Source organism: Micromonospora sp. NPDC049204 (genome assembly GCF_040647935.1).
Classification (GTDB): domain Bacteria; phylum Actinomycetota; class Actinomycetes; order Mycobacteriales; family Micromonosporaceae; genus Micromonospora.
Window position 1 is genome coordinate 160,484 of sequence record NZ_JBEZDC010000012.1, and the last position, 26,138, is coordinate 186,621.

General features: G+C 71.7%; 23 protein-coding genes and 1 pseudogene. 14 read left to right on the forward strand and 10 right to left on the reverse strand.

What is annotated here, in order from left to right; genetic code table 11:
- The first annotated feature begins 30 nt into the window (after nt 1-30).
- The 3 genes from AB0A90_RS22855 to polA all read left to right on the forward strand — a co-directional run bounded on the left by AB0A90_RS22855 (nt 31) and on the right by polA (nt 4,463).
- Complete coding sequence (locus AB0A90_RS22855) at nt 31-897, forward strand: ABC transporter ATP-binding protein (protein ID WP_357251444.1); 867 nt, start codon at nt 31-33, stop codon at nt 895-897.
- On the forward strand, nt 887-1,597 hold the full coding sequence (locus tag AB0A90_RS22860) for an ABC transporter ATP-binding protein (RefSeq protein ID WP_357251275.1): 711 nt from the start codon (nt 887-889) through the stop codon (nt 1,595-1,597). Before AB0A90_RS22855 ends, AB0A90_RS22860 begins: the two co-directional genes overlap by 11 nt.
- 166 nt (nt 1,598-1,763) lie before the next feature.
- Complete coding sequence (gene polA / locus AB0A90_RS22865) at nt 1,764-4,463, forward strand: DNA polymerase I (RefSeq protein WP_357251278.1); 2,700 nt, start codon at nt 1,764-1,766, stop codon at nt 4,461-4,463.
- Between the two features lie 424 nt (nt 4,464-4,887).
- Here the strand turns inward: polA and AB0A90_RS22870 are convergent.
- The 4 genes and pseudogenes from AB0A90_RS22870 to AB0A90_RS22885 form a co-directional block, all read right to left on the reverse strand.
- Nucleotides 4,888-5,235 (reverse strand): annotated as a pseudogene (locus tag AB0A90_RS22870) (DUF3140 domain-containing protein); the annotation flags it as partial.
- Nucleotides 5,222-5,440, reverse strand: coding sequence for a DUF2945 domain-containing protein (locus AB0A90_RS22875; RefSeq protein WP_357251280.1), 219 nt, complete (start codon nt 5,438-5,440; stop codon nt 5,222-5,224). The pseudogene AB0A90_RS22870 and the gene AB0A90_RS22875, both read right to left, overlap by 14 nt.
- Nucleotides 5,441-5,492: 52 nt before the next feature.
- Entirely contained in the window at nt 5,493-6,095 is a 603-nt protein-coding gene (locus tag AB0A90_RS22880) for a Uma2 family endonuclease (protein WP_357251283.1), read from the reverse strand.
- A 56-nt stretch (nt 6,096-6,151) separates the two neighbouring features.
- Entirely contained in the window at nt 6,152-6,958 is an 807-nt protein-coding gene (locus tag AB0A90_RS22885; RefSeq protein WP_357251286.1) for a class I SAM-dependent methyltransferase, read from the reverse strand.
- Between the two features lie 470 nt (nt 6,959-7,428).
- Between AB0A90_RS22885 and rpsA the strand changes: the two genes are divergently transcribed.
- On the forward strand, nt 7,429-8,940 hold the full coding sequence (gene rpsA / locus AB0A90_RS22890; RefSeq protein WP_357069728.1) for a 30S ribosomal protein S1: 1,512 nt from the start codon (nt 7,429-7,431) through the stop codon (nt 8,938-8,940).
- A 389-nt stretch (nt 8,941-9,329) separates the two neighbouring features.
- Nucleotides 9,330-10,511 carry a dephospho-CoA kinase gene (gene coaE / locus AB0A90_RS22895; protein WP_357251289.1) on the forward strand — a complete coding sequence of 394 codons (1,182 nt, stop codon included), beginning with the start codon at nt 9,330-9,332 and terminating at the stop codon, nt 10,509-10,511.
- A gap of 2 nt (nt 10,512-10,513) precedes the next feature.
- On the opposite strand, the gene AB0A90_RS22900 is transcribed toward coaE, so the two are convergent.
- Nucleotides 10,514-11,998, reverse strand: coding sequence for a hypothetical protein (locus tag AB0A90_RS22900; protein WP_357251292.1), 1,485 nt, complete (start codon nt 11,996-11,998; stop codon nt 10,514-10,516).
- Nucleotides 11,999-12,113: 115 nt separating this feature from the next.
- On the opposite strand from AB0A90_RS22900, the gene AB0A90_RS22905 reads away from it, so the two are divergent.
- The 5 genes from AB0A90_RS22905 to AB0A90_RS22925 all read left to right on the forward strand — a co-directional run bounded on the left by AB0A90_RS22905 (nt 12,114) and on the right by AB0A90_RS22925 (nt 17,855).
- Nucleotides 12,114-12,779 (forward strand): hypothetical protein, encoded by a 666-nt coding sequence (locus AB0A90_RS22905; RefSeq protein ID WP_357251295.1) that lies wholly within the window; start codon nt 12,114-12,116, stop codon nt 12,777-12,779.
- 97 nt (nt 12,780-12,876) lie between these two features.
- Nucleotides 12,877-14,985, forward strand: coding sequence for an excinuclease ABC subunit UvrB (uvrB, locus tag AB0A90_RS22910; RefSeq protein WP_357251298.1), 2,109 nt, complete (start codon nt 12,877-12,879; stop codon nt 14,983-14,985).
- Nucleotides 14,986-15,060: 75 nt separating this feature from the next.
- Nucleotides 15,061-16,104, forward strand: coding sequence for a helix-turn-helix domain-containing protein (locus AB0A90_RS22915; RefSeq protein ID WP_357251300.1), 1,044 nt, complete (start codon nt 15,061-15,063; stop codon nt 16,102-16,104).
- A 304-nt stretch (nt 16,105-16,408) separates the two neighbouring features.
- Nucleotides 16,409-16,777, forward strand: coding sequence for a VOC family protein (locus AB0A90_RS22920; RefSeq protein WP_357251303.1), 369 nt, complete (start codon nt 16,409-16,411; stop codon nt 16,775-16,777).
- 220 nt (nt 16,778-16,997) lie between these two features.
- Nucleotides 16,998-17,855: a helix-turn-helix transcriptional regulator gene (locus AB0A90_RS22925; RefSeq protein WP_357251306.1), complete on the forward strand. Its 858-nt coding sequence runs from the start codon at nt 16,998-17,000 to the stop codon at nt 17,853-17,855.
- Between the two features lie 128 nt (nt 17,856-17,983).
- Here AB0A90_RS22925 and AB0A90_RS22930 read toward each other — a convergent pair whose 3' ends face one another.
- On the reverse strand, nt 17,984-18,277 hold the full coding sequence (locus AB0A90_RS22930) for an antibiotic biosynthesis monooxygenase family protein (RefSeq protein ID WP_357251309.1): 294 nt from the start codon (nt 18,275-18,277) through the stop codon (nt 17,984-17,986).
- Nucleotides 18,278-18,360: 83 nt separating this feature from the next.
- Between AB0A90_RS22930 and pnuC the strand changes: the two genes are divergently transcribed.
- The 3 genes from pnuC to AB0A90_RS22945 all read left to right on the forward strand — a co-directional run bounded on the left by pnuC (nt 18,361) and on the right by AB0A90_RS22945 (nt 21,452).
- Nucleotides 18,361-19,017 carry a nicotinamide riboside transporter PnuC gene (pnuC, locus tag AB0A90_RS22935; RefSeq protein WP_357251311.1) on the forward strand — a complete coding sequence of 219 codons (657 nt, stop codon included), beginning with the start codon at nt 18,361-18,363 and terminating at the stop codon, nt 19,015-19,017.
- Entirely contained in the window at nt 19,014-20,138 is a 1,125-nt protein-coding gene (locus tag AB0A90_RS22940; protein ID WP_357251314.1) for an AAA family ATPase, read from the forward strand. The genes pnuC and AB0A90_RS22940 overlap by 4 nt, the downstream gene beginning before the upstream one ends.
- A 315-nt stretch (nt 20,139-20,453) precedes the next feature.
- Entirely contained in the window at nt 20,454-21,452 is a 999-nt protein-coding gene (locus tag AB0A90_RS22945; protein WP_357251316.1) for a TerC family protein, read from the forward strand.
- Between the two features lie 71 nt (nt 21,453-21,523).
- On the opposite strand, the gene AB0A90_RS22950 is transcribed toward AB0A90_RS22945, so the two are convergent.
- Together AB0A90_RS22950 and AB0A90_RS22955 are read right to left on the reverse strand one after the other, a co-directional pair.
- Nucleotides 21,524-22,444 (reverse strand): NlpC/P60 family protein, encoded by a 921-nt coding sequence (locus AB0A90_RS22950; protein ID WP_357251319.1) that lies wholly within the window; start codon nt 22,442-22,444, stop codon nt 21,524-21,526.
- Nucleotides 22,445-22,503: 59 nt separating this feature from the next.
- The gene (locus tag AB0A90_RS22955; protein ID WP_357251322.1) at nt 22,504-23,601 is read right to left on the reverse strand and encodes a dipeptide epimerase; all 1,098 of its coding nucleotides are present in this window, start codon (nt 23,599-23,601) and stop codon (nt 22,504-22,506) included.
- Between the two features lie 44 nt (nt 23,602-23,645).
- Between AB0A90_RS22955 and AB0A90_RS22960 the strand changes: the two genes are divergently transcribed.
- Complete coding sequence (locus tag AB0A90_RS22960) at nt 23,646-24,443, forward strand: tyrosine-protein phosphatase (RefSeq protein ID WP_357251325.1); 798 nt, start codon at nt 23,646-23,648, stop codon at nt 24,441-24,443.
- Here AB0A90_RS22960 and AB0A90_RS22965 read toward each other — a convergent pair.
- Nucleotides 24,412-25,113, reverse strand: coding sequence for a lysoplasmalogenase (locus tag AB0A90_RS22965; RefSeq protein ID WP_357251327.1), 702 nt, complete (start codon nt 25,111-25,113; stop codon nt 24,412-24,414). The two genes, AB0A90_RS22960 and AB0A90_RS22965, sit on opposite strands and share 32 nt — an antisense overlap.
- 54 nt (nt 25,114-25,167) lie before the next feature.
- Nucleotides 25,168-26,019 (reverse strand): serine hydrolase, encoded by an 852-nt coding sequence (locus AB0A90_RS22970; RefSeq protein WP_357251329.1) that lies wholly within the window; start codon nt 26,017-26,019, stop codon nt 25,168-25,170.
- Between the last annotated feature and the right edge of the window lie 119 nt (nt 26,020-26,138).

The following is a 26,138-nucleotide window of genomic DNA, read 5'->3' on the forward strand; positions in this document are numbered from 1 at the left end:
AGCGAGCGCGACGCCACCAGCGAGCGGGACATGGCGATCGATGCCCGGACGACGGTGGGTACCCCGCCCGAGACCTCGTCCACACCGGACGAGGTGGTCAGCGAGCCGACCCCGACCAATGGTCGTAAGCCGCTGCTGGAGGTCGACCACGTCACGCTGCGGTTCGGCGGCGTGGTGGCCCTCAACGACGTCAACTTCACCCTCTACGAGGGGGAGATCCTCGGGCTGATCGGCCCGAACGGCGCGGGCAAGACCACCTGCTTCAACGCGATGACGGGCGTCTACGCCCCGACGACCGGGCAGATCCGGTTCCGGGGCGAGAAGGTCAGCGGCCGTAAGCGGTTCCAGATCACCAAGATGGGCATCGCACGTACCTTCCAGAACATCCGGCTCTTCCCGGAGATGACGGCACTGGAAAACGTGCAGGTCGGCGCGGACGCCAACCACAAGACCAGCGTCCCGAGCGCCCTGCTGCGGTTGCCGCGGCACTGGCGGGAGGAGCGACAGGGCAAGGCGAAGGCCCGCGAGCTGCTGGAGTTCGTCGGCATCCAGGGCCGCGCCGGCGACCTGGCCCGCAACCTGTCGTACGGGGACCAGCGTCGACTGGAGATCGCTCGGGCCCTGGCCACCGATCCCACCCTGCTCTGCCTCGACGAGCCAGCCGCCGGCTTCAACCCCGCCGAGAAGGTGGCACTGCTGCAGCTGATCCGCAAGATCCGCGACTCGGGCGTCACCGTCCTGCTGATCGAGCACGACATGCGCCTGGTCATGGGCGTGGTGGACCGGTTGGTGGTGCTGGAGTTCGGGCAGAAGATCGCCGAGGGGTCGCCGGCCGAGGTGCGCGACGATCCCAAGGTGATCGCGGCCTACCTGGGAGGTGTCGAGGATGCTGCTTGAGATCGACAACCTGAAGCTGCTCTACGGTCGGATCGAGGCGCTGCACGGCATCAGCCTGCACGTGGACCAGGGCGAGATCGTGGCGCTCATCGGCGCGAACGGCGCCGGCAAGACCACGACCATGAAGGCGATCTCGGGGCTGCACGCCATCTCCGGCGGCAGCATCAAGTTCGAGGGCAACGATGTCAGCCGGCTCCGCGCCGACCTCCGGGTGATCCGGGGCATCGGGCAGTCACCGGAGGGACGTGGTGTGTTCCCCGGCATGACCGTGCTGGAGAACCTGGAGATGGGGGCCTACACCCGTCGGGACAAGGCCGAGATCACCAAGGACCTGTCCATGGTCTTCGACCTGTTCCCCCGGCTGCACGAGCGCCGGAAGCAGGCCGGTGGCACGCTCTCCGGCGGTGAGCAGCAGATGCTGGCGGTGGGTCGGGCACTGATGACCCGTCCGAAGCTGCTGCTGCTGGACGAGCCGTCGATGGGGCTGGCGCCCAAGTTGATCCAGCAGATCTTCGAGATCATCACGCGGATCAACGAGCAGGGCACCACCATCCTGCTGGTCGAGCAGAACGCCCAGCAGGCGCTCTCCCGGGCCCACCGGGGGTACGTGCTGGAGACTGGCCGGATCGTCAAGGAGGGCACCGGCGAGCAGCTCCTGCACGACCCGGCGGTCAAGGAGGCGTACCTCGGCGTCGCCTGAGTGACCTGTGTGGTGGCCGGTCATCCCGTGCGGGGTGGCCGGCCGTCGCCGTCGCGGCGGGCGTCCGTTCTGACGTCGGCGTCGCGCGGCGGGCTGTGCGTTTTGTCGTCGGCGCGCGTGGTGCCGCCGGCCAGGGTTGTCGGTAGGACGGGCTAGAGTCGCTGCCGTGACAGCTACGACACCGCGCCTGCTTCTCGTCGACGGACATTCCATGGCATACCGGGCTTTCTTCGCCCTGCCTGTGGAGAACTTCTCCACCACGACGGGTCAGCCGACCAACGCGGTGTACGGCTTCACCTCGATGCTGATCAACGTGCTGCGCGACGAGCAGCCCACCCACATCGTCGTCGCCTTCGACGTCTCCCGCCGCTCCTTCCGCACCGACAAGTACGCGGAGTACAAGGCCGGCCGCAGCGAGACCCCGACCGACTTCAAGGGCCAGGTCAGCCTGGTCAAGGAGGTCCTGGCGGCGCTCCAGATCCCGGTGGTGGAGAAGGAGGGCTTCGAGGCCGACGACGTCATCGCCACCCTGGCCTGCCAGGCGCGTGACCAGGGCATGACGGTGCTGATCAGCAGCGGCGACCGCGACGCGTTCCAGCTGGTCGACGACCAGATCACCGTCCTCTACCCGCGTAAGGGCGTCTCCGACCTGGCCCGGATGGACCCGGCGGCGATCGAGGCGAAGTACGGCGTTCCGCCACAGCAGTACCGGGACCTCGCCGCGCTGGTCGGCGAGACCAGCGACAACCTGCCCGGCATCCCGGGTGTCGGCCCGAAGACCGCCGCCAAGTGGATCACCACGTACGGCGGCGTGGAGGGCGTCATCGCCCGCGCCGACGAGATCAAGGGCAAGGCCGGCGACAGCCTGCGGGAGCGGCTCGCCGACGTGATCCGCAACTACGAGATCAACTGCCTGGTCTCCGACCTGGAGCTGCCACTGCGCCCGGAGGACGCCAGGTGGACCGGTTGGGACCGGGAGGCGGTGCACCAGGTCTTCGACACGCTGGAGTTCCGCATCCTGCGCGACCGTCTCTACCAGTACCTGGAGTCGGTCGAGCCGGAGGCCGAGTCCGGCTTCGACCTCACCGGCGAGGTGCTCACCGAGCCCGGCGCGCTGGCCGGCTGGCTCAGCACGCACGTCCCGGCCGGCACCCCGGTCGGGTTGGCGGTCAAGCTCGACACCGGCCCCAACCGTCGACACACCGCCTCGATCACCGGTCTCGCGCTGGCCACCGCCGGCGGCGCGGCGGCCTGGGTCGACCCCACCGGGCTCGACGCCACCGACGAGGGCGCCCTGGCCGCCTGGTTGGCCGACGCGCAACGACCCAAGGTGCTGCACGACAGCAAGCCAGCCGTGTTGGCCAGCGCCGCACACGGCTGGCAGCTCGCCGGCATCGTCCGCGACACCCAGATCGCCGCGTACCTGGCCCGCCCCGACCAGCGTTCCTACGACCTCACCGACCTGGCGCTGCGCTACCTGCACCGCGAGCTGCGGGTGGACGTCCCGGAGTCCGGTCAGCTCACCCTCGACGGGCTCGGCGACGAAGGCGTCGTCGAGCAGAACCTGATGCTCCAGGCCCGCGCGACCCTCGACCTGGCCGACGCGATCGACGCCGAGTTGTCCCGCGACGGCGAGCAGTCGGCCCGGCTGATGGCCGGGGTGGAGCTGCCGCTGATGCGGGTCCTGGCCACCATGGAGAGCACCGGCATCGCCGCCGACAACGACTATCTCCACGAGTTGGAGGCGCACTTCGCCGGTGAGGTCAAGACCGCCGCGCAGGGTGCGTACGAGGCGGTGGGTCGGGAGTTCAACCTCGGCTCACCCAAGCAGTTGCAGGAGATCCTCTTCACCGAGCTGGGCCTGCCGAAGACCAAGAAGATCAAGACGGGCTACACCACCGACGCCGACGCCCTGCAGTGGCTCTACGCGCAGCAGCCGCACCCGGTGCTGGCCCACCTGCTGCGCCACCGGGACGTGGCGAAGCTCAAGTCGACAGTCGACGGCCTGCTCAAGTCGGTCTCCGACGACGGCCGGATCCACACCACCTTCAACCAGACGGTCGCGGCCACGGGTCGGCTCTCCTCCACCGAGCCCAACCTGCAGAACATCCCCATCCGCACCGAGGAGGGCCGGCGCATCCGTCGGGCCTTCGTGGTGGGTGAGGGGTACGAGTGCCTGCTCACCGCCGACTACAGCCAGATCGAGATGCGCATCATGGCGCACCTCAGCTCGGACGACGCGTTGATCGAGGCGTTCAACTCCGGCGCCGACTTCCACGCCGCCACCGCCTCGTCGGTCTTCGGGGTGCCGCTCGACGAGGTCACCCCCGACCAGCGCCGCAAGATCAAGGCCATGAACTACGGCCTGGCGTACGGGTTGAGCGCCTTCGGCCTGTCCCAGCAACTCGGGATCAACACCGAGGAAGCACGTGGGCTGATGGAAAACTACTTCGCCGGCTTCGGCGGGGTGCGCGACTACCTGCACCAGGTGGTCGCCCGGGCCCGCCAGGACGGCTACACCTCCACCATCCTCGGTCGCCGCCGCTACCTCCCCGACCTGGTCAGCGACAACCGGCAGCGCCGGGACATCGCCGAGCGGATGGCGCTCAACGCCCCGATCCAGGGCTCCGCGGCCGACATCATCAAGGTGGCGATGCTGCACGTCGACACCGCGCTCGGCGAGGCCGGGCTGCGCTCGCGGATGCTGTTGCAGGTGCACGACGAGCTGGTCTTCGAGGTCGCCCCCGGCGAGCGGGAGGCGTTGGAGGCGTTGGTCCGGCACGAGATGGGCGGGGCGTACCCGCTGTCGGTGCCGTTGGAGGTGTCGGTCGGCGAGGGCCGCGACTGGAACAGCGCTGATCACTGACCTTGTGTTGGTTGCGGTGTGGGGGTTCCGGGGCAGCCCGACCCACTCCGGGCGGTCAGGCTTGATCCCTGCGTGGGTCGGGCTGCCCCGGAACCCCTGACCGGGTCATCCTGGTCCCGGCCATTGGCATGGTGGGCGCTGGCCAGATCAAGCGAGCCCACCCGTGCCGCCCACCCGTGCTGCCCACCCGTGCCGCCCACCCGTGCTGCCCACCCGTGCCGCCCACCCGTTTCCGCTCGCCTGTGTCCGCCCGTGCCGCCACCCTCGCCGGGGCACCGGCTGTCGGCGCTGGCGCGGTGCGCCTCGTAGCAAGATCTGTGCAACTTCGGGGAAAGTGCTGGGTCGAGGGGTTCTGAGGCAGCAACTTCGCCGAAGTTGCGGATCTCGCCGCGGAGTGCCGTGGTGGGGACGGGCCCACGGGCTACTTCATCGGGTCGTGGCCCCAGTTCATCAGGGACCAGCGCCATTTGGTGTCGCGGACGTTGCCGGAGGGGCGCTGCGCCATGTGTCGGCGTACGTAGCCGACCACCTTGCGCATGTGCTTGTAGTCGCCCTCGGACAGGTCGCCCCGTTTGCGGCGGAGCAGGTTGATGATCTTCCGGCCGGATTCGTGTCCGACGGACTCGCCGCCACCGGCGCGACCGCCCTTGTGCCAGCCCACCTGCTTCGACTCGTCGGTCTCCAGCCACGTGGACAGCTCCCGGGGCTTCATGTTCACCGCCTCGGTGAACTCCCGATAGGTGTCCCGGCCCTGGTCGTCAGCTCTGCTCATGACGCAGCGCCTCGGGTCGGTGGGCCACGTCGCGGCCCGTGCCGTCACTGCGGACCCGGTACTGCGGGTCGTCGGGGGCCGCGTTCACCGCCCGCCCACTGATCCGCGTCCGCTCGGTGATCGTGTCCTGTACCACGCCGTACGCGCGGCTGCCGTGGGCCGACCAGGAAACCTGGTCGCCTCTGCGGAATCGCTGCTCGGCCATGCTCCTCGGCTACCCGACACCGGCGCGGCGAAACGGCCGTTCCGGCGACACGCTACGGGGTGATCTCGGCGATCGGCAGTTTGATGTCGAACGGCTCGGCCAGCTCGATCACGTCGGCGCCGTCGGCGACCAGCTCGTACTGCCGCTCACCGCCGGGACCCACCCGGTCGCCGATCCGGTACGCGTAGACGTGCACCGGGTCCTGCTCGATGCGCCAGTAGAAGGGAATGCCGGCGGCGGCGTACTCGCCGGGCTTCGCGAATCGGTCGATCCGTCGCGTCCCCGGCGAGACGATCTCCACGGCGAGGACCACGTCCGCCGGACGCAGCAGCGACCGGCCGGACGGCACCTCGGCCCGGCACAGCAGGACGTCCGGTTGTCGGCTGGCGTTGAAACTGAGCCCGACTCCGACGGCCTGAGCGATGCGGAGGTCAGCTGGCACACGCGAGTGCAGCCACATGCGCAGGAGGAACGAGATGTCTTGATGGCCCAGGGTGGGGGAGGGTGTCACCTGGATTACTCCGGCGACGAGTTCGACGCGGGGGGCGTCGTCCGGCAGGGTGAGCAGGTCCTCCAGCGTGTAGTCGGCACGCTGCTGCCGCATCGGGTCCGGACACCAGGGGCCAGGTGATGTCGGGATGGGCTCGGCGCTCATGGGACGAGCCTACCGGTGGTCGATGCGACGCAGGGCGGACTGCGGGTGCGACGCGCTCACTGCGCGGGCTTGTCGGTGACGAAGATGGCGGTGCCGGGGAAGAGCCGACCGCGCAGCGGGCTCCACTGCCCCCAGAGGCCCTCGTGCCCCTCCGGCCATTCCGGCTCCACCAGGTCCAGCAGGCGGAAGCCGGCACCGACCAGCTCCCGGATCCGGTCGCCGAGGGTGCGGTGCTGCTCGACGTACGTGGCGACGCCGGACTCGTCCTGCTCGACGTAGGGGGAGCGGTCGAAGTACGAGTGCACGGCGGTCAGCCCGCCCTCGCCAGGGTCGTCGAGGAAGATCCACCGCATCGGGTGGGTCACCGAGAACACCCACCGCCCGCCGGGGCGCAGCACCCGGTGCACCTCGGCGTGCAGGGTCGCCGAGTCGTCCACGAACGGGATGGCGCCGAAGGCGGTGCAGGCGAGGTCGAACGACCGGTCGGCGAACGGCAGGGCGAGTGCGTCGGCCTGCACCAGCGGTACGCGTACCCCGGTGCGGTCGGCGGCCTCGGCCGCGTGCCGCAACATGCCGGCGGACAGGTCGAAGGCGACCGGCCGGGCACCCTGGGTGGCCAGCCAGCGGGCGGCGGCGGCCGCACCGCAGCCGACCTCCAGCACCCGTCGGCCGGGCAGGTCCCCGAGCAGCCGGGCGTCGGCCTCGCGCAGGCCCTCCGGGCACCAGACGAAGTCCACGTCGCCGAGGAACGCGCCGTGCTCAGCCTGGTAGTCGTCGGCGTCGGTGTCCCACCAGCCGCGGTTGGCGCGCCGGGCCTCGGCGTCACCCACCCGGCGCCGGGTGACCCGGCTGTCGTCATCCACGCGCTCACGCTAGGCCCCACCCACCCGTTGGGCGCGGCGGCGCGTCCAAGATCTGCGCTACTCCTTACGTGGGTGCCCTTGATCGACTCGGTTTCCGTGTGCTCGAGGTGTCCGGGCCGTTGGGACGTCCCGGAGGTCGAGTCGATCAAGCGCGGGCCGAGGCGACTCCTGAGGCTGCTGTGACGCACGAGACAGCAGGGGTCTTTTCCGGGCGATTGTTCGTCTTTCGCAGGTCACCGCGCGGAGAGAAGCCGGGAGGGCTTGCACGCTGTGGTAATGCGCACGGTAGGCTAGACGATGCGCTCGCGGATCGCGTTGCCTCGGCAGGGAGCAGGTGCGCGGTCGTCGGAGCCACATCATGATCTCACTAGGCGATCGTTCGGTGTGCCCGGCGGCGGATCCGCTGGCGCGAACAGGTCACTGCGACACAAGCCTGCTGTGACAACCCACCGACCGGAGCAACCGCCCACATGACGAGCAGCATCGAGGCCCCCTCGAGCGCCACCCGGGTCACCCACGACGATCTCGGTTCCGAGGAGGCATTCCTCGCCGCGATCGACGAGACCATCAAGTACTTCAATGACGGCGACATTGTCGAAGGCACCGTCGTCAAGGTCGATCGGGACGAGGTCCTGCTCGACATCGGCTACAAGACCGAGGGTGTCATCCCCTCTCGGGAGTTGTCGATCAAGCACGACGTGGACCCCGCCGAGGTTGTGACGGTTGGCGACCACATCGAGGCCCTGGTCCTCCAGAAGGAGGACAAGGAGGGTCGTCTGATCCTCTCCAAGAAGCGGGCACAGTACGAGCGGGCCTGGGGCACGATCGAGAAGATCAAGGACGAGGACGGCGTCGTCCGCGGTTCGGTCATCGAGGTGGTCAAGGGCGGCCTCATCCTCGACATCGGGCTGCGGGGCTTCCTGCCCGCGTCCCTGGTCGAGATGCGTCGTGTGCGCGACCTGCAGCCGTACGTCGGGCGTGAGCTCGAGGCCAAGATCATCGAGCTGGACAAGAACCGCAACAACGTGGTCCTGTCCCGCCGGGCCTGGCTGGAGCAGACGCAGTCCGAGGTGCGCACCGAGTTCCTCAACAAGCTGCAGAAGGGCCAGGTCCGCAAGGGCGTCGTGTCCTCGATCGTCAACTTCGGCGCCTTCGTCGACCTTGGCGGCGTCGACGGTCTGGTGCACGTCTCCGAGCTGTCCTGGAAGCACATCGACCACCCGTCCGAGGTTGTCGAGGTGGGCCAGGAGGTCGAGGTCGAGGTCCTGGACGTCGACCTGGACCGCGAGCGCGTCTCGCTGTCGCTGAAGGCGACCCAGGAGGACCCGTGGCGGCAGTTCGCCCGCACCCACGCGATCCAGCAGATCGTGCCGGGTAAGGTCACCAAGCTGGTGCCGTTCGGTGCGTTCGTCCGGGTGGACGACGGCATCGAGGGCCTGGTCCACATCTCCGAGCTGGCCGAGCGCCACGTGGAGATCCCGGAGCAGGTCGTCCAGGTCGGCTCCGAGGTCATGGTCAAGGTCATCGACATCGACCTGGAGCGCCGCCGGATCTCGCTGTCGCTCAAGCAGGCCAACGAGGGCTTCGTCGAGGGCGAGGAGCACTTCGACCCGACCCTCTACGGCATGGCCGCGACGTACGACACCGAGGGCAACTACATCTACCCGGAGGGCTTCGACCCGGAGACGGGCGAGTGGCTCGAGGGGTACGACAAGCAGCGCGAGACCTGGGAGAACCAGTACGCCGAGGCTCGTCAGCGCTGGGAGGCCCACACCAAGCAGGTGCAGACCTCTCGGGCCGCCGACGCCGAGGCTGCCGCCAACCCGACTCCGGTCGTTCCGGCCGCTGGCGGCACCGGTGGCGGTGGCACCACCTCCTCGTCCAGCCCGGCCCCGAGCCGGCAGGCCGAGGAGCCGGCCGGCACGCTGGCCACCGACGAGGCGCTCGCCGCACTGCGGGAGAAGCTCGCCGGCGGTAAGTGAGCCGCTGAACGACTGAACGACGACGGGCCCCGCCCCTCACGATCCACGGATCGTCGGGGGCGGGGCCTTCGCCGTTCCCAGGCGACCACCGGACCTCGTCGCCCGGGTCGTCGCGGTGCCGGACGATGATGTGGATCTCCCCGACGAGCAGGGCTCGCAAGATCGTGCTCGATCCTGGATACAGGGGCCTCGAACAACCAGGACACCACTACAACCTGGATCGAGCACGATCTTGCGCGGGGCGCGGGGCGCGGGGCGCGGGGCGCGGGGCGCGGGGCGCGGGGCGCGGGGCGCGTCGGTCGCGGGGCGTCGGGGCGGAGGCCGCGTCGGTCGCGGGCACGATCGTGGCGGGTTTGGCGGCAGGGCTGGTGATCCGGTTGACTGGTCGGGTGCTGAGGGTGGGGTTGACCGGCGGAATCGGGTCGGGCAAGAGCGCGGTGGCGGCGCGACTCGTCGAGCGGGGAGCGGTGCTCATCGACGCCGACCGGGTGGCCCGAGAGGTCGTCGCACCGGGCAGCGAGGGGCTGGCCGAGATCGTCGCCGCCTTCACCGACGCGGTGCTCGACGCCGACGGCGCGCTGGACCGTGCCGCACTGGGCGCGGTGGTGTTCGCCGACGAGACCGCCCGCCGGCGGTTGGAGTCGATCACCCACCCCCGGGTTCGGGCCCGTACCGCCGAACTGGCCGCCGCGGCACCTCCCGACGCGATCGTCGTCAACGACGTGCCGCTCCTGGTCGAGGCGGGTCTCGCGCCCACGTACCACCTGGTGGTCGTGGTGCAGACGGCCGTGTCGACCCGACTGGAACGGCTGGTGCGCGACCGGGGGATGAGTCACGCGGAGGCCGAGCGGCGGATCGCCGCCCAGACCGACGACGCCCGTCGCCGGGCGGCGGCCGACGTCGTGCTCGGCAACGACGGAAGCCTGGCGGCGTTGCACGACGCCGTCGACACGCTCTGGCGGCAACGGCTGCGGCCCTACGAGGACAACCTGCGTCAACGGCGGGTGGTCCCGCCGGGCGAAGACGAACCGGTGGGGACCGACGCGAGCTGGCCGGAGCAGTACGCGCGGCTGGCCGCCCGGATTCGGCACACCCTGGGCTCGGACGCCCTCCGGATCGACCACATCGGCTCGACTGCGGTGCCCGGCCTCGCCGCCCAGGACGTCATCGACGTGCAGGTGGCCGTCTCCAGCCTCGCCGACGCCGACGGGGCGCTGGCCGACCGGCTGGCGAACGCCGGGTTCCCGCGGGTGCCGGGGCAGTGGTGGGACGACCCGCGCCCGGCCGGCAGCGGTCGGTGGGAGAAGCGGCTGCACGGTAGCGCGGACCCGGCTCGTCCCGTTCGCCTGCACGTGCGGCTGGACGGGTCGCCAGGCTGGCGGTACGCGTTGCTGATGCGCGACCACCTGCGGGCCGACCCGGATCAGCGCGCCGCGTACCTGCAACTCAAGCGGGACCTGGTCGATGCGGCACCCGCCGCCGGCGACTCCGGCACGGCCCGGGACCCGTGGTTCGACGAGGAGTACCTGCGGGCCGACCAGTGGGCCGCCCAGACCGGCTGGCGGCCCTGAGCTCAGCGGGCGCCGGCCCGAGGTTTCGCAGCGGGTCGGGGCACCGGGGCCAGTCGGGGCACCGCGGCCGGTTGGAGATCCAGTTGGGCCCACGCGTTGCCGCTGGTGTGCAGCTCCAGCCGCCGAAGCGACCCGTCACGGTCGACCCAGTAGCGCAGCCGTGCGCCGGCCGGACCCACCTCGACGACGTCCACGGTCCGGCCGGCGGTGACGTCCTCGCGTATCCGCACGGCCGCACCGCGTGGCCCGACCGACCCGGCGGCCACCGCCGCGTCGACGAGCCGGCCCACGTCGTCCCCGACGGATCGGGAGACCCGCCACGGTCCGGCCGGGGGTGCCAGGGGTGGTCGGCCCGGTGCCTCCGCCGTGCCGCCACCACCGGCCGCCGCCGGCAGGTCCGCCCGGGCCAGCCCGGCGGCGTCGCGTCGCAGCAGGGTCCGACGATCCGGTACGCCCAGGTCGGCAACCGAGAGGTACGCGGTCCGCGTGGTCCAGCTCAACCAGCCCGCGCCGCGCAGGTTCGTGTCCGTGCCCGTCGGCGCGGTGAGCGTGACCGCCGCACCGCCCTGGGCGCGTAGCCGGGCCGGCAGCCGGTCCAGTCGACGCTGTTCGGCGTCGGTCAGCGCGCGGGGCAGACCCGGCCGGCCGCCGAGGGCGTCCACCGGGCGGAGGGTCGGCCGGTCCGCCCGGTGCAGAGTCACCGTGACCGGGCCGACGCCGGGCAACCGGGTGACGAGCTTGTGCAGCCGAGCGTCCTGGTCGAGCCAGTACCGGGTCTGCCCGTCCGCCTCGGTGCTCGCCGACCCGCTGCCCGTCGGCCCGGTGCCCGGGACCTGTGCCGCGGTGCTGCTTGTCGCGGTGCTGCCTGCCGTGGTGCTGCCTGCCGTGGTGCTGCCCGCCGTGGTGCTGCCTGCGGCTGGTGTCCTGGCGAGCAGCGGCGCTTGGAGGAGGTCCACCGGGCCGCCCGCCATGGTGTCCCGGGCGATCCACCGGGCTGCGCTACCCGGAGCCGCCGGGTCCGCGTCCGGGCGGTCGGCCGCGAGGCCGAGGAGCAGGTCGAGCACCGGCACCAGGCTCGCCCCGGGCGTCAGGCGGTGCAGCCGCCACCGATCCGCCGGAGGCACCAGCGGGGGTGCGGCGGGGGTGGGCACCGCGGCCGGGTCGGGCCGGATCACCAGCACCGACCCGGCCCTCTGCAACAGCCCGCGCTCGGCACCCGCTCCGGGTCCGCCCACGTCCAGGTAGAGCAGGGACCGCGACCAGTCCACCCAGCCCACCAGTTCGATCCGGGTCGCGTCGACGCCCGCGGTGACGCGGACCCCGGCGCGCAGATCCCGCAGGTTGGTGACCCGCAGAGCGGCCAGCCGCTCGCCCTCGGCGAGGGTCAGCGGTCGGGCCGGCTCGGGTGGGTCGGGCGCCCAGCTCAACAAGCCGAGTACCAACGCCGTCGCGGACGTCACCGCCGTCAGACCGAGCAGCAACAGCACGGTACGGCGTCGGTGGCTGGCCGCACCCGGACCGGCGGTGTCGGTCGCGTCGGCGGCTGAGTCGGTGGTGTCGTCGGGCCGGGTGGTCGTCGGGGTCCGGTCGGAGACTCGGCCGGTGGTGCTTCGGCGGTCGGTGGTGGGTCGGGCCGTGGGTCGGGTCGTGGGTCGGGCCGTGGTGGGCCGGGCGGTGGGTCGGGCCGTGGTGGGTCGGTCAATGTCGGTCGGCCGCTCGGTGACGGGTGGGCTGGCCGTGGCCCCGCTGCCGGTAGCGCCGCTCCCGGGCGACCTGCTCCCGGTTGACCCGCCCGCGAGCGGTCCGCTCGTGGCCGACCCGCTCGTGGCCGACCCGCTCGTGGCCGACCCGCTCGTGGCCGACCCGCTCGTGGCCGACCCGCTCTTGGTGGACCGGGGGGCAGCGATGGCGTCAGCCGAGTCGGTGCGGTGGCGCCCGGTGCCGAGCCGTCCGGCGGCCGACGTGCTGGGCTTCCCCGCCGCGGAGGCGTTCCGCCGGCCGGTGCCGTCCGGTCGGGGGGCGGCCGTGGGGGTGGTGTCGGGCGGCGGGGTCGCAGAGGTGTCCACGGATGTGAAACGGGCGGAGTGGCACCGGGGTGACGAGCAGGGGCGCTCGCGGCGGCCGGTCTGCGCCTCGAGCGCGACCACACGGGTGCGCACGCCGGACGAGCCGGGTGCTGCGACCGCAGTGCCGGGGGCGGCCGGCCGTGATGACGGCTTGGCCACCGGCCCGGTCGGCCGCCGCGAGCGGCCTACATGGAGAGGGTAGTCCCGGTGACATGGGCCACACAATGGGAATATTGAAGCTGATCACGTACCTGCCGTGACGGCCAAACCTGTCGGACCTCCGGCGTACCGTTGATGGCATGGCGCTCGACATTCCCCGGCTGGACAGCCGCTTCCAGGTCGTCAGTGACTTCCAGCCGGCCGGCGACCAACCGGCAGCCATCGACGACCTTGAGCGTCGGGTTCGGCGCGGCGACCGTAACACCGTGCTGCTCGGCGCGACCGGCACCGGCAAGAGCGCCACCACGGCGTGGTTGATCGAGCGGTTGCAGCGCCCGACCCTGGTGCTCGCCCCGAACAAGACGCTCTGCGCGCAGCTGGCCAAGGAGTTCAGCGAGCTGCTGCCGCACAACGCCGTCGAATACTTCGTCTCGTACTACGACTATTACCAGCCCGAGGCATACATCCCCCAGACCGACACCTACATCGAGAAGGACTCCTCGATCAACGAGGAGGTGGAGCGGCTGCGGCACTCGGCGACGATGTCGCTGCTCACCCGCCGCGACGTGATCGTGGTGGCGACCGTCTCGGCGATCTACGGCCTGGGCACCCCGGAGGAATACCTGAACCGGGCGGTGAAGGTGCAGATCGGGCAGGAGCTCGACCGCGACCAGTTGCTGCGGCGGCTGGTCGACATCCAGTACACCCGCAACGACATGGCCTTCCAGCGGGGCACCTTCCGGGTCCGCGGCGACACGCTGGAGATCATCCCGGCGTACGAGGAGCTGGCGATCCGGATCGAGCTGTTCGGTGACGAGGTGGAGAAGCTCTACTACCTCAACCCGTTGACCGGTGACGTGGTCCGCGAGGTCGACCAGCTGGTGATCTTCCCGGCCACCCACTACGCGGCCGGCCCGGAGCGGATGGAACGGGCGATCCGTGACATCGAGGTGGAGTTGGCCGAGCGGCTCGCCGAGCTGGAGCGGCAGGGCAAGCTGCTGGAGGCGCAGCGGCTGCGGATGCGCACCACCTACGACATCGAGATGATGCGGCAGGTGGGCTTCTGCTCCGGCATCGAGAACTACTCGATGCACATGGACGGGCGGCTGCCCGGCAGCCCGCCGCACGCCCTGCTGGACTACTTCCCCGACGACTTCCTCACGGTGGTCGACGAGTCGCACGTGACCATCCCGCAGATCGGCGGCATGTACGAGGGCGACGCGTCCCGCAAGCGGATGCTCATCGACCACGGCTTCCGGCTGCCCAGCGCGGCCGACAACCGGCCGCTGCGCTTCGACGAGTTCCTGGAGCGGGTCGGCCAGATGGTCTACCTCTCCGCGACCCCGGGCACCTGGGAGATGGAGCAGGCGCAGGGCGAGTTCGTCGAACAGGTGATCCGACCCACCGGCCTGGTCGACCCGGAGGTCGTGATCAAGCCGACCAAGGGTCAGATCGACGACCTGATGCACGAGATCAAACTGCGGACCGATCGCGACGAGCGGGTCCTGGTCACCACCCTGACCAAGAAGATGGCCGAGGACCTGTCCGACTACCTCCTGGAGAACGGCATCCGGGTGCGCTACCTGCACTCGGAGGTCGACACGTTGCGCCGGGTGGAGCTGCTGCGCGAGCTGCGCAAGGGCGACTACGACGTGCTGGTCGGCATCAACCTGCTCCGCGAAGGTCTGGACCTGCCCGAGGTGTCGCTGGTGGCGATCCTCGACGCCGACAAGGAGGGCTTCCTGCGCAGTGGTCGGTCGCTGATCCAGACCATCGGGCGGGCCGCCCGTAACGTCTCCGGTCAGGTCCACATGTACGCCGACAAGATCACCCCGTCGATGGCGGCGGCGATCGACGAGACCGACCGGCGTAGGGCCAAGCAGATCGCGCACAACGAGGCGCACGGGATCAGCCCGGAGCCGTTGCGTAAGAAGATCCACGACATCCTGGACGACATCTACCGCGAGGCGGAGGACACCGAAAACTCGCGGGTCGGCGGCGCGGTGCGTCAGCTGTCCCGGGGCAAGGCGCCGGTCAAGGAGACCCGCAGCCGGAGCCGGGGCGCCGCCACGACCACGTCACGGGAGGGGATGGCCCGAGCCGACCTCGCCGAGCTCATCCAGGAACTCAACGACCAGATGCTGGCCGCCGCCCGCGAGCTGCAGTTCGAGCTGGCGGCCCGGATCCGCGACGAGGTCTCCGACCTGAAGAAGGAGCTGCGCGGCATGGACGCCGCCGGCGTGAAGTGACGACCAGCGGCTGAGCGTGAGCGGCGCCCCACCGAGGGGCGCGGCCCGCCAGGGTGAGCGAAGGGTGGGTCGGGGATGACCACGGCGGCACCGGTCGGGGAGGTGGTGCTCGGGCTGCCCGAGGTCAGCCTGCGCCCGTTCGTCGACCGGTACGTCGGCTACCGGGAACGGGCCGACGTTCCACTGGTCCGCCGGGAGTCGGCGGGCGTCTTCGTGGTGCTGATCCTGGGTTGGGGCGCTCCGCTGGACGTGCGCGACCCGCGCAGCGCGGAGCGTGGTGCCAGCAGGGTCGACTCGTTCGTGGCCGGCACCTTCGACGGCTGGTGCACCACGCGGACGGTGGGCGTGGGGGAGGGCGTCGAGCTGCTGCTCGCCCCACTGACCGCCCGCCGGCTCCTCGGTCTGCCGCTGAGCGAGCTGACCAATCGTGCCGTGGGCGTCGGGCAGCTCCCGGGCCGGTGGCTGCATCGGCTGCGGAGCCAGCTCGCCGAGACGGCGTCCTGGCCGGAGCGGTTCGCCCTGCTCGACAGGGTGCTCGCCGGCCGCCTGGCGGCGTCGCCGCCCGTGGACGCCCGGCTCGACTGGGCGTGGCGGTGGCTCGTGGCCAGCGGTGGCCAGGAGCGCGTCGGTGTGCTCTCCGACGAGCTGGGCTGGAGCCGACGGCATCTCGCCTCCCGGTTCCGGCAGGAGATCGGGCTGCCACCCAAGATGGTCGCCCGGTTGCTGCGCTTCCAGCAGGCGTGCACGGCGCTGGGCGACGTGGGGCCAACCCCCGTGATCGAGCCGGGTGCCGGCCCGCCGACCGGCGCTGGCCAGTCCGCGGCCGACCCGGACCCGTCCAGCTTGGGACCGTCCAGCCCGGGGCCGTCCAGCCCGGGGCCGTCCAGCCCGGGGCCGTCCAGCCCGGGGCCGTCCAGCCCGGGGCCGTCCAGCCCGGGGCCGTCCAGCCTGGACCCGTCCAGCGCGACCTCATTCAGCAGCGGGCCGGCCATCGACTGGGCCGCGGTGGCGGCGCGATGCGGTTACTACGACCAGTCCCACCTGATCCGGGACTTTCACCAGTTCGCGGGGGACACTCCGGCCGCGTTGCTCGCCGCCCGGTCGACACCGTCCGGCTGACGCACCGACCAGCGGTGGCCTGACTGTCAATCCACTCGGGTTCCTGAAAGTCGCGGTATCCGACTGGCGCGGATAGCCCGACGTCGGGAAAGACGAGGGGATCATGCGGGTCTGCGCCGCTCTGTCGCCGGAGCGGGCCGATGTGGGAGAGGGCGGCCTGCGGACTGGCGCGGCCAGGGCGCGGCACGCCGTAGTGGACCTCGCGCCCCACCTGATCGTGCTCGATCCCGGAACAGGCCTGGACCGACCCACCGAGGTCACATTCGTCCAATCCGGTTCCCGCCGCCGGCGGCACACTGTGGACATGCGAACCGTCTACCCGGTCTTCCGTTATCCCGATCCCCGCGCCGCGATCGACTGGCTCTGCTCCGCCTTTGGTTTCCAGGTGCACGCCGTACACGACGCACCGGACGGTTCGGTCGCCCACGCCGAACTCGTCTTCGACAGCGGCATGGTCATGTTGGGCGCTCGGGCCGATGCGACGTCCAGGCCGGCCGGAGACGACTGGTTGGTGTACGTGGCCGTGCCGGACGTCGACGCCCACTGTGCACAGGCCCGCGCGGCCGGGGCGGAGATCACCCAGGAACCGTTCGACACCGACTACGGCTCCCGTGACTACGCCGCCCGTGACCTGGCCGGCAACGTCTGGGCCTTCGGCACCTACCGACCCTGAGCAGGACCGGTGCCGGCCCTGAGCAGGACCGGTGCCGGCCCTGAGCAGGACCGGTGCCGGCCCTGAGCAGGACCGGTGCCGGCCCTGAGTTCGGCTGGAACGGCCCTGAGCCCGGCCGGCCCGGCTCCCCGACCGCGCCGAATGACCTGATTGCGGTGAGCGAGCAAACTATTGCACTGGGTGATCGTCCTGCGTACGCTCCCTCGATGGGGAGGCCGGGATGCCGCTGCCAACGAGTCCTGTCATTCGACGTGCACGTCTCGGCGCTGAGTTGCGCCAACTTCGTCGGCGCGAGGCGCTGACCCTGGAGCAGGTCTGCGACCGGCTCGGCTGGGCCTCGACGTCGAAGCTGTCCCGCATCGAGCTGGGTCAGAGCCGGCCGGACCTCGCGGATGTGCTCGATCTGCTGGACATCTACAAGGTGCCCACTCCGGCCCGGGACGCGCTGATCGTGATCGCTCGCGATGCGGCGACCAGCCGGGGTTGGTGGAAGACGCTGGGCGAGATGAGCGAACGGCAGCGCACCTACGCCGAGTTGGAGGCGGGCGCTGCCGACATCGTCGAGTACCAGCCGACGGTTGTGCCGGGGCTGCTCCAGACGCCCGCGTACGCCCGGGTATTGGTGGAGGCCGGCGCGCAGTTCACGCCGGAGATCGATGTGGAGGCCGAGGTGCGCGCCCGTGCGCTGCGGCAGGAGGTGTTGCGGCGCGCCTATCCGCCGCGTTACACGGCGGTGCTCGCCGCGGCCGTCTGCGACCCGGGCGACCTGCCGGTGGCGGTGTGGCGTGAGCAGCTGCGGCACCTGGTCACCGTGACCGGGCTGTCCCATGTCACGGTGCGACTGCTGCCACGTGGAGCGGCCGGCGGTGGGCTGCACCCGCTCACGCCGTACTCCTGCTATGCCTTTCCCGACCCGGCGGACCCGCGGACGGTGATGATCGAGGCGTTGACCACCGACGTCCGGTTGGCCACCGTGCCGGACGTCGGCCGCTACGAGCGGATGACCGAGGCGTTGCTGGCGGCCGCGCTGTCACCGGAGGAGACGGTCACCGCGCTGGCCCGGCGCGCTGGCGAGTAGCGCGCGGGGAGGCACGCCGCGCGGCCACCGTGCCCGGCGCCCCCGAGACCGTCGGGACCGGCGGCCGACGCGTGCGCGGAGCACGTTAACCGCGGGGTACGACAGAGTCGCTCGGGCCGGTGGTCGGATCAGGCCGGTACGTCGAGGAAGTGCTCGACCACGGGAGGCCCGGCGAAGTGCGGCCCGATCAGCGCCCGCCACTGCGCGAACCGCTCGGTGGCCCGGAAGTTCTGCTCGTGCGCCTCGACCGAGTCCCATTCGACGAGCAGCACGAAGCGCGTCGGGGACTCGATGCCCCGGGTCATCCGGACGGACCGGCAGCCGGTTGCCCCGGCGAGCACGGGGTGACCCTCGGCGTACGCGGCGGCGAACGCGTCCTCGTGTCCGGGCAGTACGTCGATCAACGCGACCTCAAGCACCATGCCGGAAAGCCTCCCACGACGGTCGGTGGCGGTGGTGTCGCGGGGTCTGTTCCGACGTCGGCGACAGACCCTAGGGTGGCCTCGTGATCATTGACTGGCTCACCGGCACCGCGTTTCGGGTGGCCGGTACGGGCACCACCTGGGCGGAACTGCTGGGGTTCGCGACAGGTGTGCTGAACGTGTGGCTGGTGGCCCGGCAGAAGATCGCCAACTGGCCGATCGGCATCGCCAACGTGCTGCTGCTCCTGCTGGTGTTCTGGACCGTCGGGCTGTACGCCGACGCGGGTCTCCAGGTCGTCTACGTCGCGCTCGGCTGCTACGGCTGGTGGCAGTGGCTCTACGGTGGCGAGCGGCGCAGCCGGCTCACGGTGAGCCGGACGGGGCGGCGGGAGTGGCTGGCGTTGGCCGTCGCCGGGGTGCTGCTCACCGGCGCGCTCTGGGTGCTGCTGGACCGCGCCACGGACTCGACGGTGCCGTTGGCGGACGCGCTGACCACGGCGTTGTCCCTGCTGGCGACGTACGGGCAGACGCGCAAGCGGGTGGAGAGTTGGTGGCTGTGGATCGCCGCCGACCTGATCTACATCCCGTTGTACGCGTACAAGGGGCTGCACCTGACCGCCGTGCTGTACCTGGTCTTCCTGTCCCTGTGCGTACTCGGGCTGCGGGCCTGGCGGGCCGACCTGCGTCGGGCCGGTCGGCCGACGGCGGTCCCGCCCGGTCCGGCCCCGGCCACCGCGTGAGCGCCGAGGGACCGGGCCGTCCACCGGTGCCCCGCCTGCCGTCGCGCTCCGGCGTCGCCGAGTTCGGGCACGGGATGGTGGTGGGCAAGTTCTATCCGCCGCACGCCGGGCACCACGCGCTGATCGTGGCCGCCGCCGCCCGCTGCGCCGAGGTCACCGTCGTCGTGGCACCCTCGCGTCGGGAGTCCATTCCGCTTCCGCTGCGCCTCGACTGGCTGCGGGAGGTGCACGCGGACACGCCGTGGGTGCGGTTCGTCGGCCGGTACGACGACCACCCGGTGGACTACGCCGATCCGGCCGTTTGGGACGCGCACTGCGCGGTGTTCCGCGAGGCGGTCGGGCCGGGGCCGGTGGACGCGGTGTTCTCCTCCGAGGCGTACGGCGCCGAGCTGGCGCGCCGCTTCGGCGCCGCACCCGTGGCGGTGGATCCGGACCGGCGGACCGTGCCGGTGTCCGGGACGGCCGTGCGCGCGGACCCGGCGGGTTCCTGGCGGTGGCTGAGCCCGCCGGTGCGGGCGTGGTTCGTCCGGCGGGTGGTGGTGGTCGGGGCCGAGTCGACCGGGACCACGACGATGGCGGCGGCGCTCGCCGAGCACTACGGCACGTCCTGGGTGCCGGAGTACGGCCGGGAGTTGACCGCTTTCAAGCTGGCCCGGTTGCGGGAGCGGGTGCCGGAGGCGACCGTGTTCGACGTCACCTGGGACTCCGACGACTTCCGCGCCGTGGTCCGCGAGCAGCAGGCCGCCGAGGACGCGGCGGCCCGGACGAGCGGGCCACTGCTGGTCTGCGACACCGACGCGCGGGCGACGGCGGTGTGGGAGGAGCGCTACCTGGGCAGCGCGTCGGAGGAGATGCGGGCGGCGGCCCGTCGGCCGGCGCTGTATCTGCTGACGGATCACCGGGGGGTGCCGTTCACCGATGACGGGCTGCGCGACGGTGAGCACCTGCGGGCTTGGATGACCGAGCGGTTCCGGACCGAGTTGGCGGGGTGCGGGGTGCCGGTGGTGGAGCTGACCGGGTCGCACGCCGAGCGGCTGGCCCGGGCGGTGCGGGCCTGCGACGACCTGCTCGCCGCCGGGTGGTCCCTCAGCGACCCGATTGCCGCACCCCACCTGCACTAGCCTCCTAGGAAGCCATACGCGGCGTGGCCCTCGATCGGGTGGTCGGCGACACCGGGTGCCCGGGGTGTGATCACGGGGCGTGGTGGGCAACAATGGTCACCGAGGAGGGGAGTATTCCCCCGCAACGGAGTCGTCAGCACGGTCGACCTGTCGGAACCACGGCGGACCGACCCGGCCCCGTAGGTCGCCACCGCTGTTGCAGGGTGGCGGCGGAAGAGACCTCCGACAGTCACCAGAGTGAGCGACAGCGGCACACCAGCCCCGCAGGGGGCGTACGGTGTGCCCGACGCCGCGTGTCTGCCGGAGGAATGAACGTTGGACGTGTCCGGATTGGTGTGGGCGGGGACGCTTGTCGTACTGACTGCGGTCCTGCTCGTCGACCTGTTGATCATTGGTCGGCGCCCGCACGAGCCGAGTGTGCGGGAGTCGAGCCTCTGGGTCGCCTTCTACGTCGGGCTTGCCCTGCTCTTCGGGGCGGGCGTCTGGTTGACCGCCGGCGCCAGCCCGGCCGGGCAGTTCTACACCGGCTGGCTCACCGAGTACAGCCTCTCGGTGGACAACCTCTTCGTCTTCGTGATCATCATGGCCCGCTTCGGGGTGCCCCGGCAGTACCAGCAGAAGGTGCTGCTCGTCGGCATAGTGCTGGCCCTGGTGATGCGCGGCGGGTTCATCGCCGCCGGTGCGGCGCTGATCTCGCAGTTCTCCTGGGTCTTCTACATCTTCGGCGCGTTCCTGATCTACACCGCGATCAACCTGGCCCGGCAGGGCGAGCCGGACGAGGACGAGTTCTCCGAGAACGTGCTGATCCGGTGGAGCCGCAAGGCGCTGCCGATCTCCAAGGAGTACGACGGCGCGAAGCTCACCACCCACGCGACCGGCAAGCGGTTGTTCACCCCGATGCTGATCGTGATGATCGCGATCGGCACCACGGACCTGATCTTCGCGCTGGACTCGATCCCGGCGATCTTCGGCATCACCCAGGAGCCGTACCTGGTCTTCACCGCGAACGTCTTCGCGCTGATGGGCCTTCGTCAGCTCTACTTCCTGCTCGGTGGCCTGCTCGACCGGCTGATCTACCTGAGCTACGGTCTGGCCGTCGTGCTCGGCTTCATCGGGGTCAAGCTGGTGCTGGAGGCGTTGGCCGACAACAACCTGCCGTTCATCAACGGTGGCGAGCACGTCGGCTGGGCGCCGCACATCCCGATCTGGCTGTCGTTGCTGGTCATCCTCGGCACCCTGGGCATCGCCACCGCCGCCAGCCTGATCAAGTCCTCCCGGGACCGGCGCCGCGAGTTAGCCGACGCCCGGCACTGATCTGTCGCCGGCCGGGTGCGGCGATCGCACCCGGCCAGCACCAGGTTGACCAACGTCCCTGGACAGCACCCCTAGACCCGGTGCGCGCCCACCAGCGTGGCGGTCCGGTCGGCCGGCAGCGGCTCCTCGATGACCCGCCGCCGCCGGTAGCAGGCGTGCAACATCCGCCGCTCGCCGCTGTCGCTGGGCGGGGCGGTGACGATGCCGATGTGGTGGATCGCGCGGCCCGGTCGTGCGAAGAAGTAGAGATCGCCGGGGCGTTCCGCCCCCAGGGCCAGCGGGGTGGTGGCGACGGCCTGGTCGTCGGCGTCGCGCGGTAGCAGCACCCCGAACCGCCGCCAGGCCAGGTGCACCAGACCCGAGCAGTCGATGCCGTGCGCGGAGAGACCACCCCAGATGTAGGACACGTCCAGCAGCCGCTGCGCCACCGCGAGCGCCTGCTCGGCGTTCGGCGACGCCGCCGAGGCCGGGACCAGGTGGCTGTCGGGCAGCCAGAGCGGCGCGGCCTGCCCCGGAGCGTGCACCGGGCGCCAGTCGTCGCGGGCGGGGCCGGCCGGCACCAGACGGGTGCCGACGACGACACCGGACAACACCACCGGTCCGGCCGGGGCGGCGTGCAGCGCGGTGACCGTGGCGTCCACCACCAGCGGTCGGTCGCCGCCGGTGGCCGGGTCGACGGCGGCCAGTTGGTCGGCGGGGAGCCAGCCCGGGTAGCCGCGCGGGTCCAGCTTGGCGGCAGGCTGCTCGACGGCGACGACTCGCGCCCAGCCGTCCGGTCGTAGCTCGCTGACGAGAACCCGCTCGCCGAGCAGCAGCTGGCTCAGCACACAGTCGCCGACCTGCTGCTCGGTGCTGAGACCGGAGACCCAGGCCGGGATGTCGGCGCCGGCGGTCAGCGCCGGGCGGTCGACCGGACGGACCGCCTCGGGCGAGGTCCACAGTGTTGCCACCGCGACTCGGACGACGGCCTCGCGGCCCGGTTGCAGCTCCACGTCAACCCCCAGATCGAGTCGGCTGTCCAGGGGAACCTTATGAAAGAAACCAACGCTCATCAAGCACCGGCCTGCACCTTTGCTTCAGCCAGACCGGAAATGCCCAGGCCAGGGGCGTTCGGAAGCACCACGGTGGCCCCGTCGTAGCGTATGCCGCCCCGCACCGGGGACCAGGCCAGCCACCAGGCGGCGTCCAGGTCGGCGACCGCGGTCGTGCCGTACGCGGCGACCAGGCTCGCCGCCGCCCCGATGCCGACCTGACTCTCCATCATCGAACCGACCACCGTGCCGAGCCCGTGGGCGCTGGCCAGGTCGAGGAGGGTGCGTGCCGGTTGCAGCCCGCCACATTTGGCCAGCTTGACGTTGACCAGGTCGGCGGCCCGGCGGCGGATCACCTCCACCAGGTCACGGACCCCGAAGACCGCCTCGTCGGCGAGGATCGGCACGGACACCCGGTCGCTGACCCAGGCCAGCCCGTCCAGGTCCCAGCGGGCCACCGGCTGCTCGACCAACTCCACGTCGAGCCCGGCGTCCTCGATGCCACGAATCACCCGTACCGCCTCCCGGGGCGTCCAGCCCTGGTTGGCGTCGAGCCGGATCCGAACCCCTGGGCCGACGGCCGCGCGGACGGCGCGTACCCGGTCCAGGTCGGTGCTCGCATCGGTGCCGACCTTCAACTTGAGCACGCCGAACCCGTCGGCCTGCCGCTGCCGCGCCGCCGCCGCCAGGTCCACCGCGTCGCCCACCGCCAGGGTGACGTCCGTCGGCACCCGCAGCGTGGTCCCCCCGAGCAACCGCACCAGGGGTACGCCCAGCCGCCGGGCGGCCAGATCGTGCAGGGCGACGTCCACCGCCGCCTTCGCTGCCTCGTTGCCCGCGACGGCACGCTGCACCTCGGCGCAACGGGTCACCAGGTCGTCCGGGTCACGACCGATCAACCGCGGACCGAGCATTTCGCGGACGCACGCCCCTGCGCCGGCGACCGACGCGCCGGTAACCTGCCAGACCTGGGGCGCCTCGCCGAAGCCGGAGCGACCGTCGGTGTCGACGAGTTCGACGACGAGCGTGTCCACAGTGGTGGTACGCCGCAGCGCGGTGATGAACGGGGTGTGCAAGGGGGCGGAAACCCGGTGGGTGCGTACCTCCGAGATCGTCATGTGAGGCACCTTATACGCAGGCACGCGACCGAATGGGGGACCGGATGACCGGGCAGAGCTGGGGGCTGGTGGGCGCTCCGAACGCGCGTGAGTTGGGCGGGCTGGTCGGCGCCGACGGCCGGCGGGTCCGGGTGGGGCAGCTGATCCGGACCCCGGCGTTGGGTCGGCTGACGGACGATGACCTGCCGGTGCTCGCGAAACTGGGTCCGGCGTGCGTGCTGGATCTGCGCGCCCCCGCGGAGATCGAGGTCGCACCGGCGGATCGGCTGGCCGGTGAGCCACGGGTGGTGTGCCTGCCGGTGCACGACCCGGAGCACCCGGTCTTCACGTACGTCTCGGCGGTGCTGCTGGGCCACGACCTGGACTCGTACGCGGAGTTGGCCCGGCAGGGCACGGCGGGGGCGATGGCGGCCATCTACCGGTGGTTCGTCACCGGCGAGTCGGCTCGGGTCGGCTTCGCCGAGGCCGTCCGGCTGGCCGCGCAGCCGGAGAACCTGCCGTTGGTCTACCACTGCTCCGCCGGCAAGGACCGCACGGGTTGGCTCACCGTCATCCTGTTGACGGCGCTCGGGGTGGACGAGGCGACGGTCCGCGCCGACTACCTGCGCAACAACGAACTCACCGAGAGCCTGCGCGTGGTGATCGTCGAGGCGATGCGGCGGCGGCAGCCGGAGCTGGACGTCGACGCGGTGCTGCCGGTGCTGGAGGTGCGCGCCGAGTACCTCGACGCCGGCTACGACGAGGTGCGCAGGGTGCACGGCTCGTTCGACGCGTACCTGCGGGACGGGCTGGGGCTCACCGACTCCGACCTCACGGCGTTGCGGGCGCAACTGCTGGAGTGACAGGCACTCTCGGGGGTGTGCCGACGCGGGCGGCCAGGCCGAGGACGATCAGCGCCTGGCCGGCGGCGTAGGTGGCCATGACCAGCACGGGTGCGCCGGGTGGCTGGGCCACCTCGGCCACCCCGGCGGCGATCAACAGGTCGGAGCCGAGGAACAGCGCGGCGCCGAGACCGACCCGCCAGCCCTGGGTGGCGGCGGTGGTGGCCATCGTGGCCAGCGCGAGCGCGTAGCCGGCCACCGGCACGGCGAGCCCGACGTCGGTCAGCCCCGCCCACATCCACCAGAGCGCGGCGACGGTCAGCACGGCGTACCCCAGGGGGACCGCGACCAGCGGCGCACGGCGCAGCGCGGACGCGGCGCCGTACCGGGTGAAGGCCGCGACGTAGCAGAGGTGCGTGCCGAGGAAGCAGGCCATGCCGGCGAGGAACCAGCCGGTGCCCTCGATCATCAGCGCGACGTCGCCGCCGGTGGCGAAGGCCAGCGCGACGAGCACCAGCCGGTCCGGTCGGGCTCCGCGTTCGGCGCTGGCCCGCCAGAGGTACGCGGCCAGCAGCGGCATCAGCAGCGGTTTGGTGAGCAGGAAGGCCACGCCTCCGCCGGTGGCGTTGGCCAGCAGGTTCGCCGCCGTCACGACGAGGAAGGCGAGCAGGACGGTGCGACTGCGGGGCATCGACGGCTCCGGGGTGGGGGTGCGAGCAGCGTAGCCGGACGGACGGATCCAGGGTCAGAGCTGGTGGCGTGCGGCCCAGACCTGCGCGGAGATCTGCGCGATCAGCAGGCAGGCGTCGGCCCCGGTCTCGTCGTCGCCGTCGGTCGGGTCGGTGGTCGTGCAGACGGCGATCAGGTACGGCGGCGCGTCGGCGGGCAGCACCACGCCGGCGGCGTGGCGCACACCGCGTACCCAACCGCTCTTGTGCGCGATGCGGGTGCCCTCGGGCAGGCCGGCGGCCAGGTCCTCCCGGTGTTCCTGGGCGAGCAGGACGTCCAGCATGGCCGAGCAGGCCGCTGGTGAGGCGAGCCGACCCGGGGCGTTGGCCCCGGTGGCCAGCGCGCCGAGCAGGGCGGCCAGGTCGGCGGCGGTGACCGTGTTGGTGATGCCGGCCGCGCGGGCGGCGAAGTCCTCGATGCCCCGACCCGTGACGCTGGCGCGGGCGCGGGTCAGCGCCCACACCTCGGCCACGGCGGGCAGCCCGACGTGCCCGATGACCAGGTTGGTGGCCAGATTGCTGGAGCGCACGATCATCCGCTCGGCCAGCCAGCGCAGCGGGGCCGTGCCGCCCACCCGGTCCCAGACCGCGTCGTCGTTGTCGTAGTGCTGCGCGCAGGAGAACCGGGGCGCGCCGGACTGGGCGGAGTCGAACTCGTTCACCACGGGGACCGGGGCGTCCAGGTCCAGGGTGCCCGCATCGGCGGCCCGGTGCAGCGCGGCGAGCACCGCCACCTTCATGGTGCTCGCCGCATAGTGGGCGGCGTCCGGGTGGCGGGTCCAGGTCGGCGACGCGTCGAGCCGTCCCACGTACGCCGAGACGGTGCCGGGCACCCGGTCCAGGTGGGCGTCGAGATCCTCCCAGGTCATGCCGGTGACCGTAGCCGATCAGCCCTGGGCGGGCTCACGTACCCGTCGGGGGAGAACAGCCGGGGGGGGGGGGGGGCGGCGGGGGGGGGCGGGCCGGAGGGGGGGCGCGGGGGAGGGCA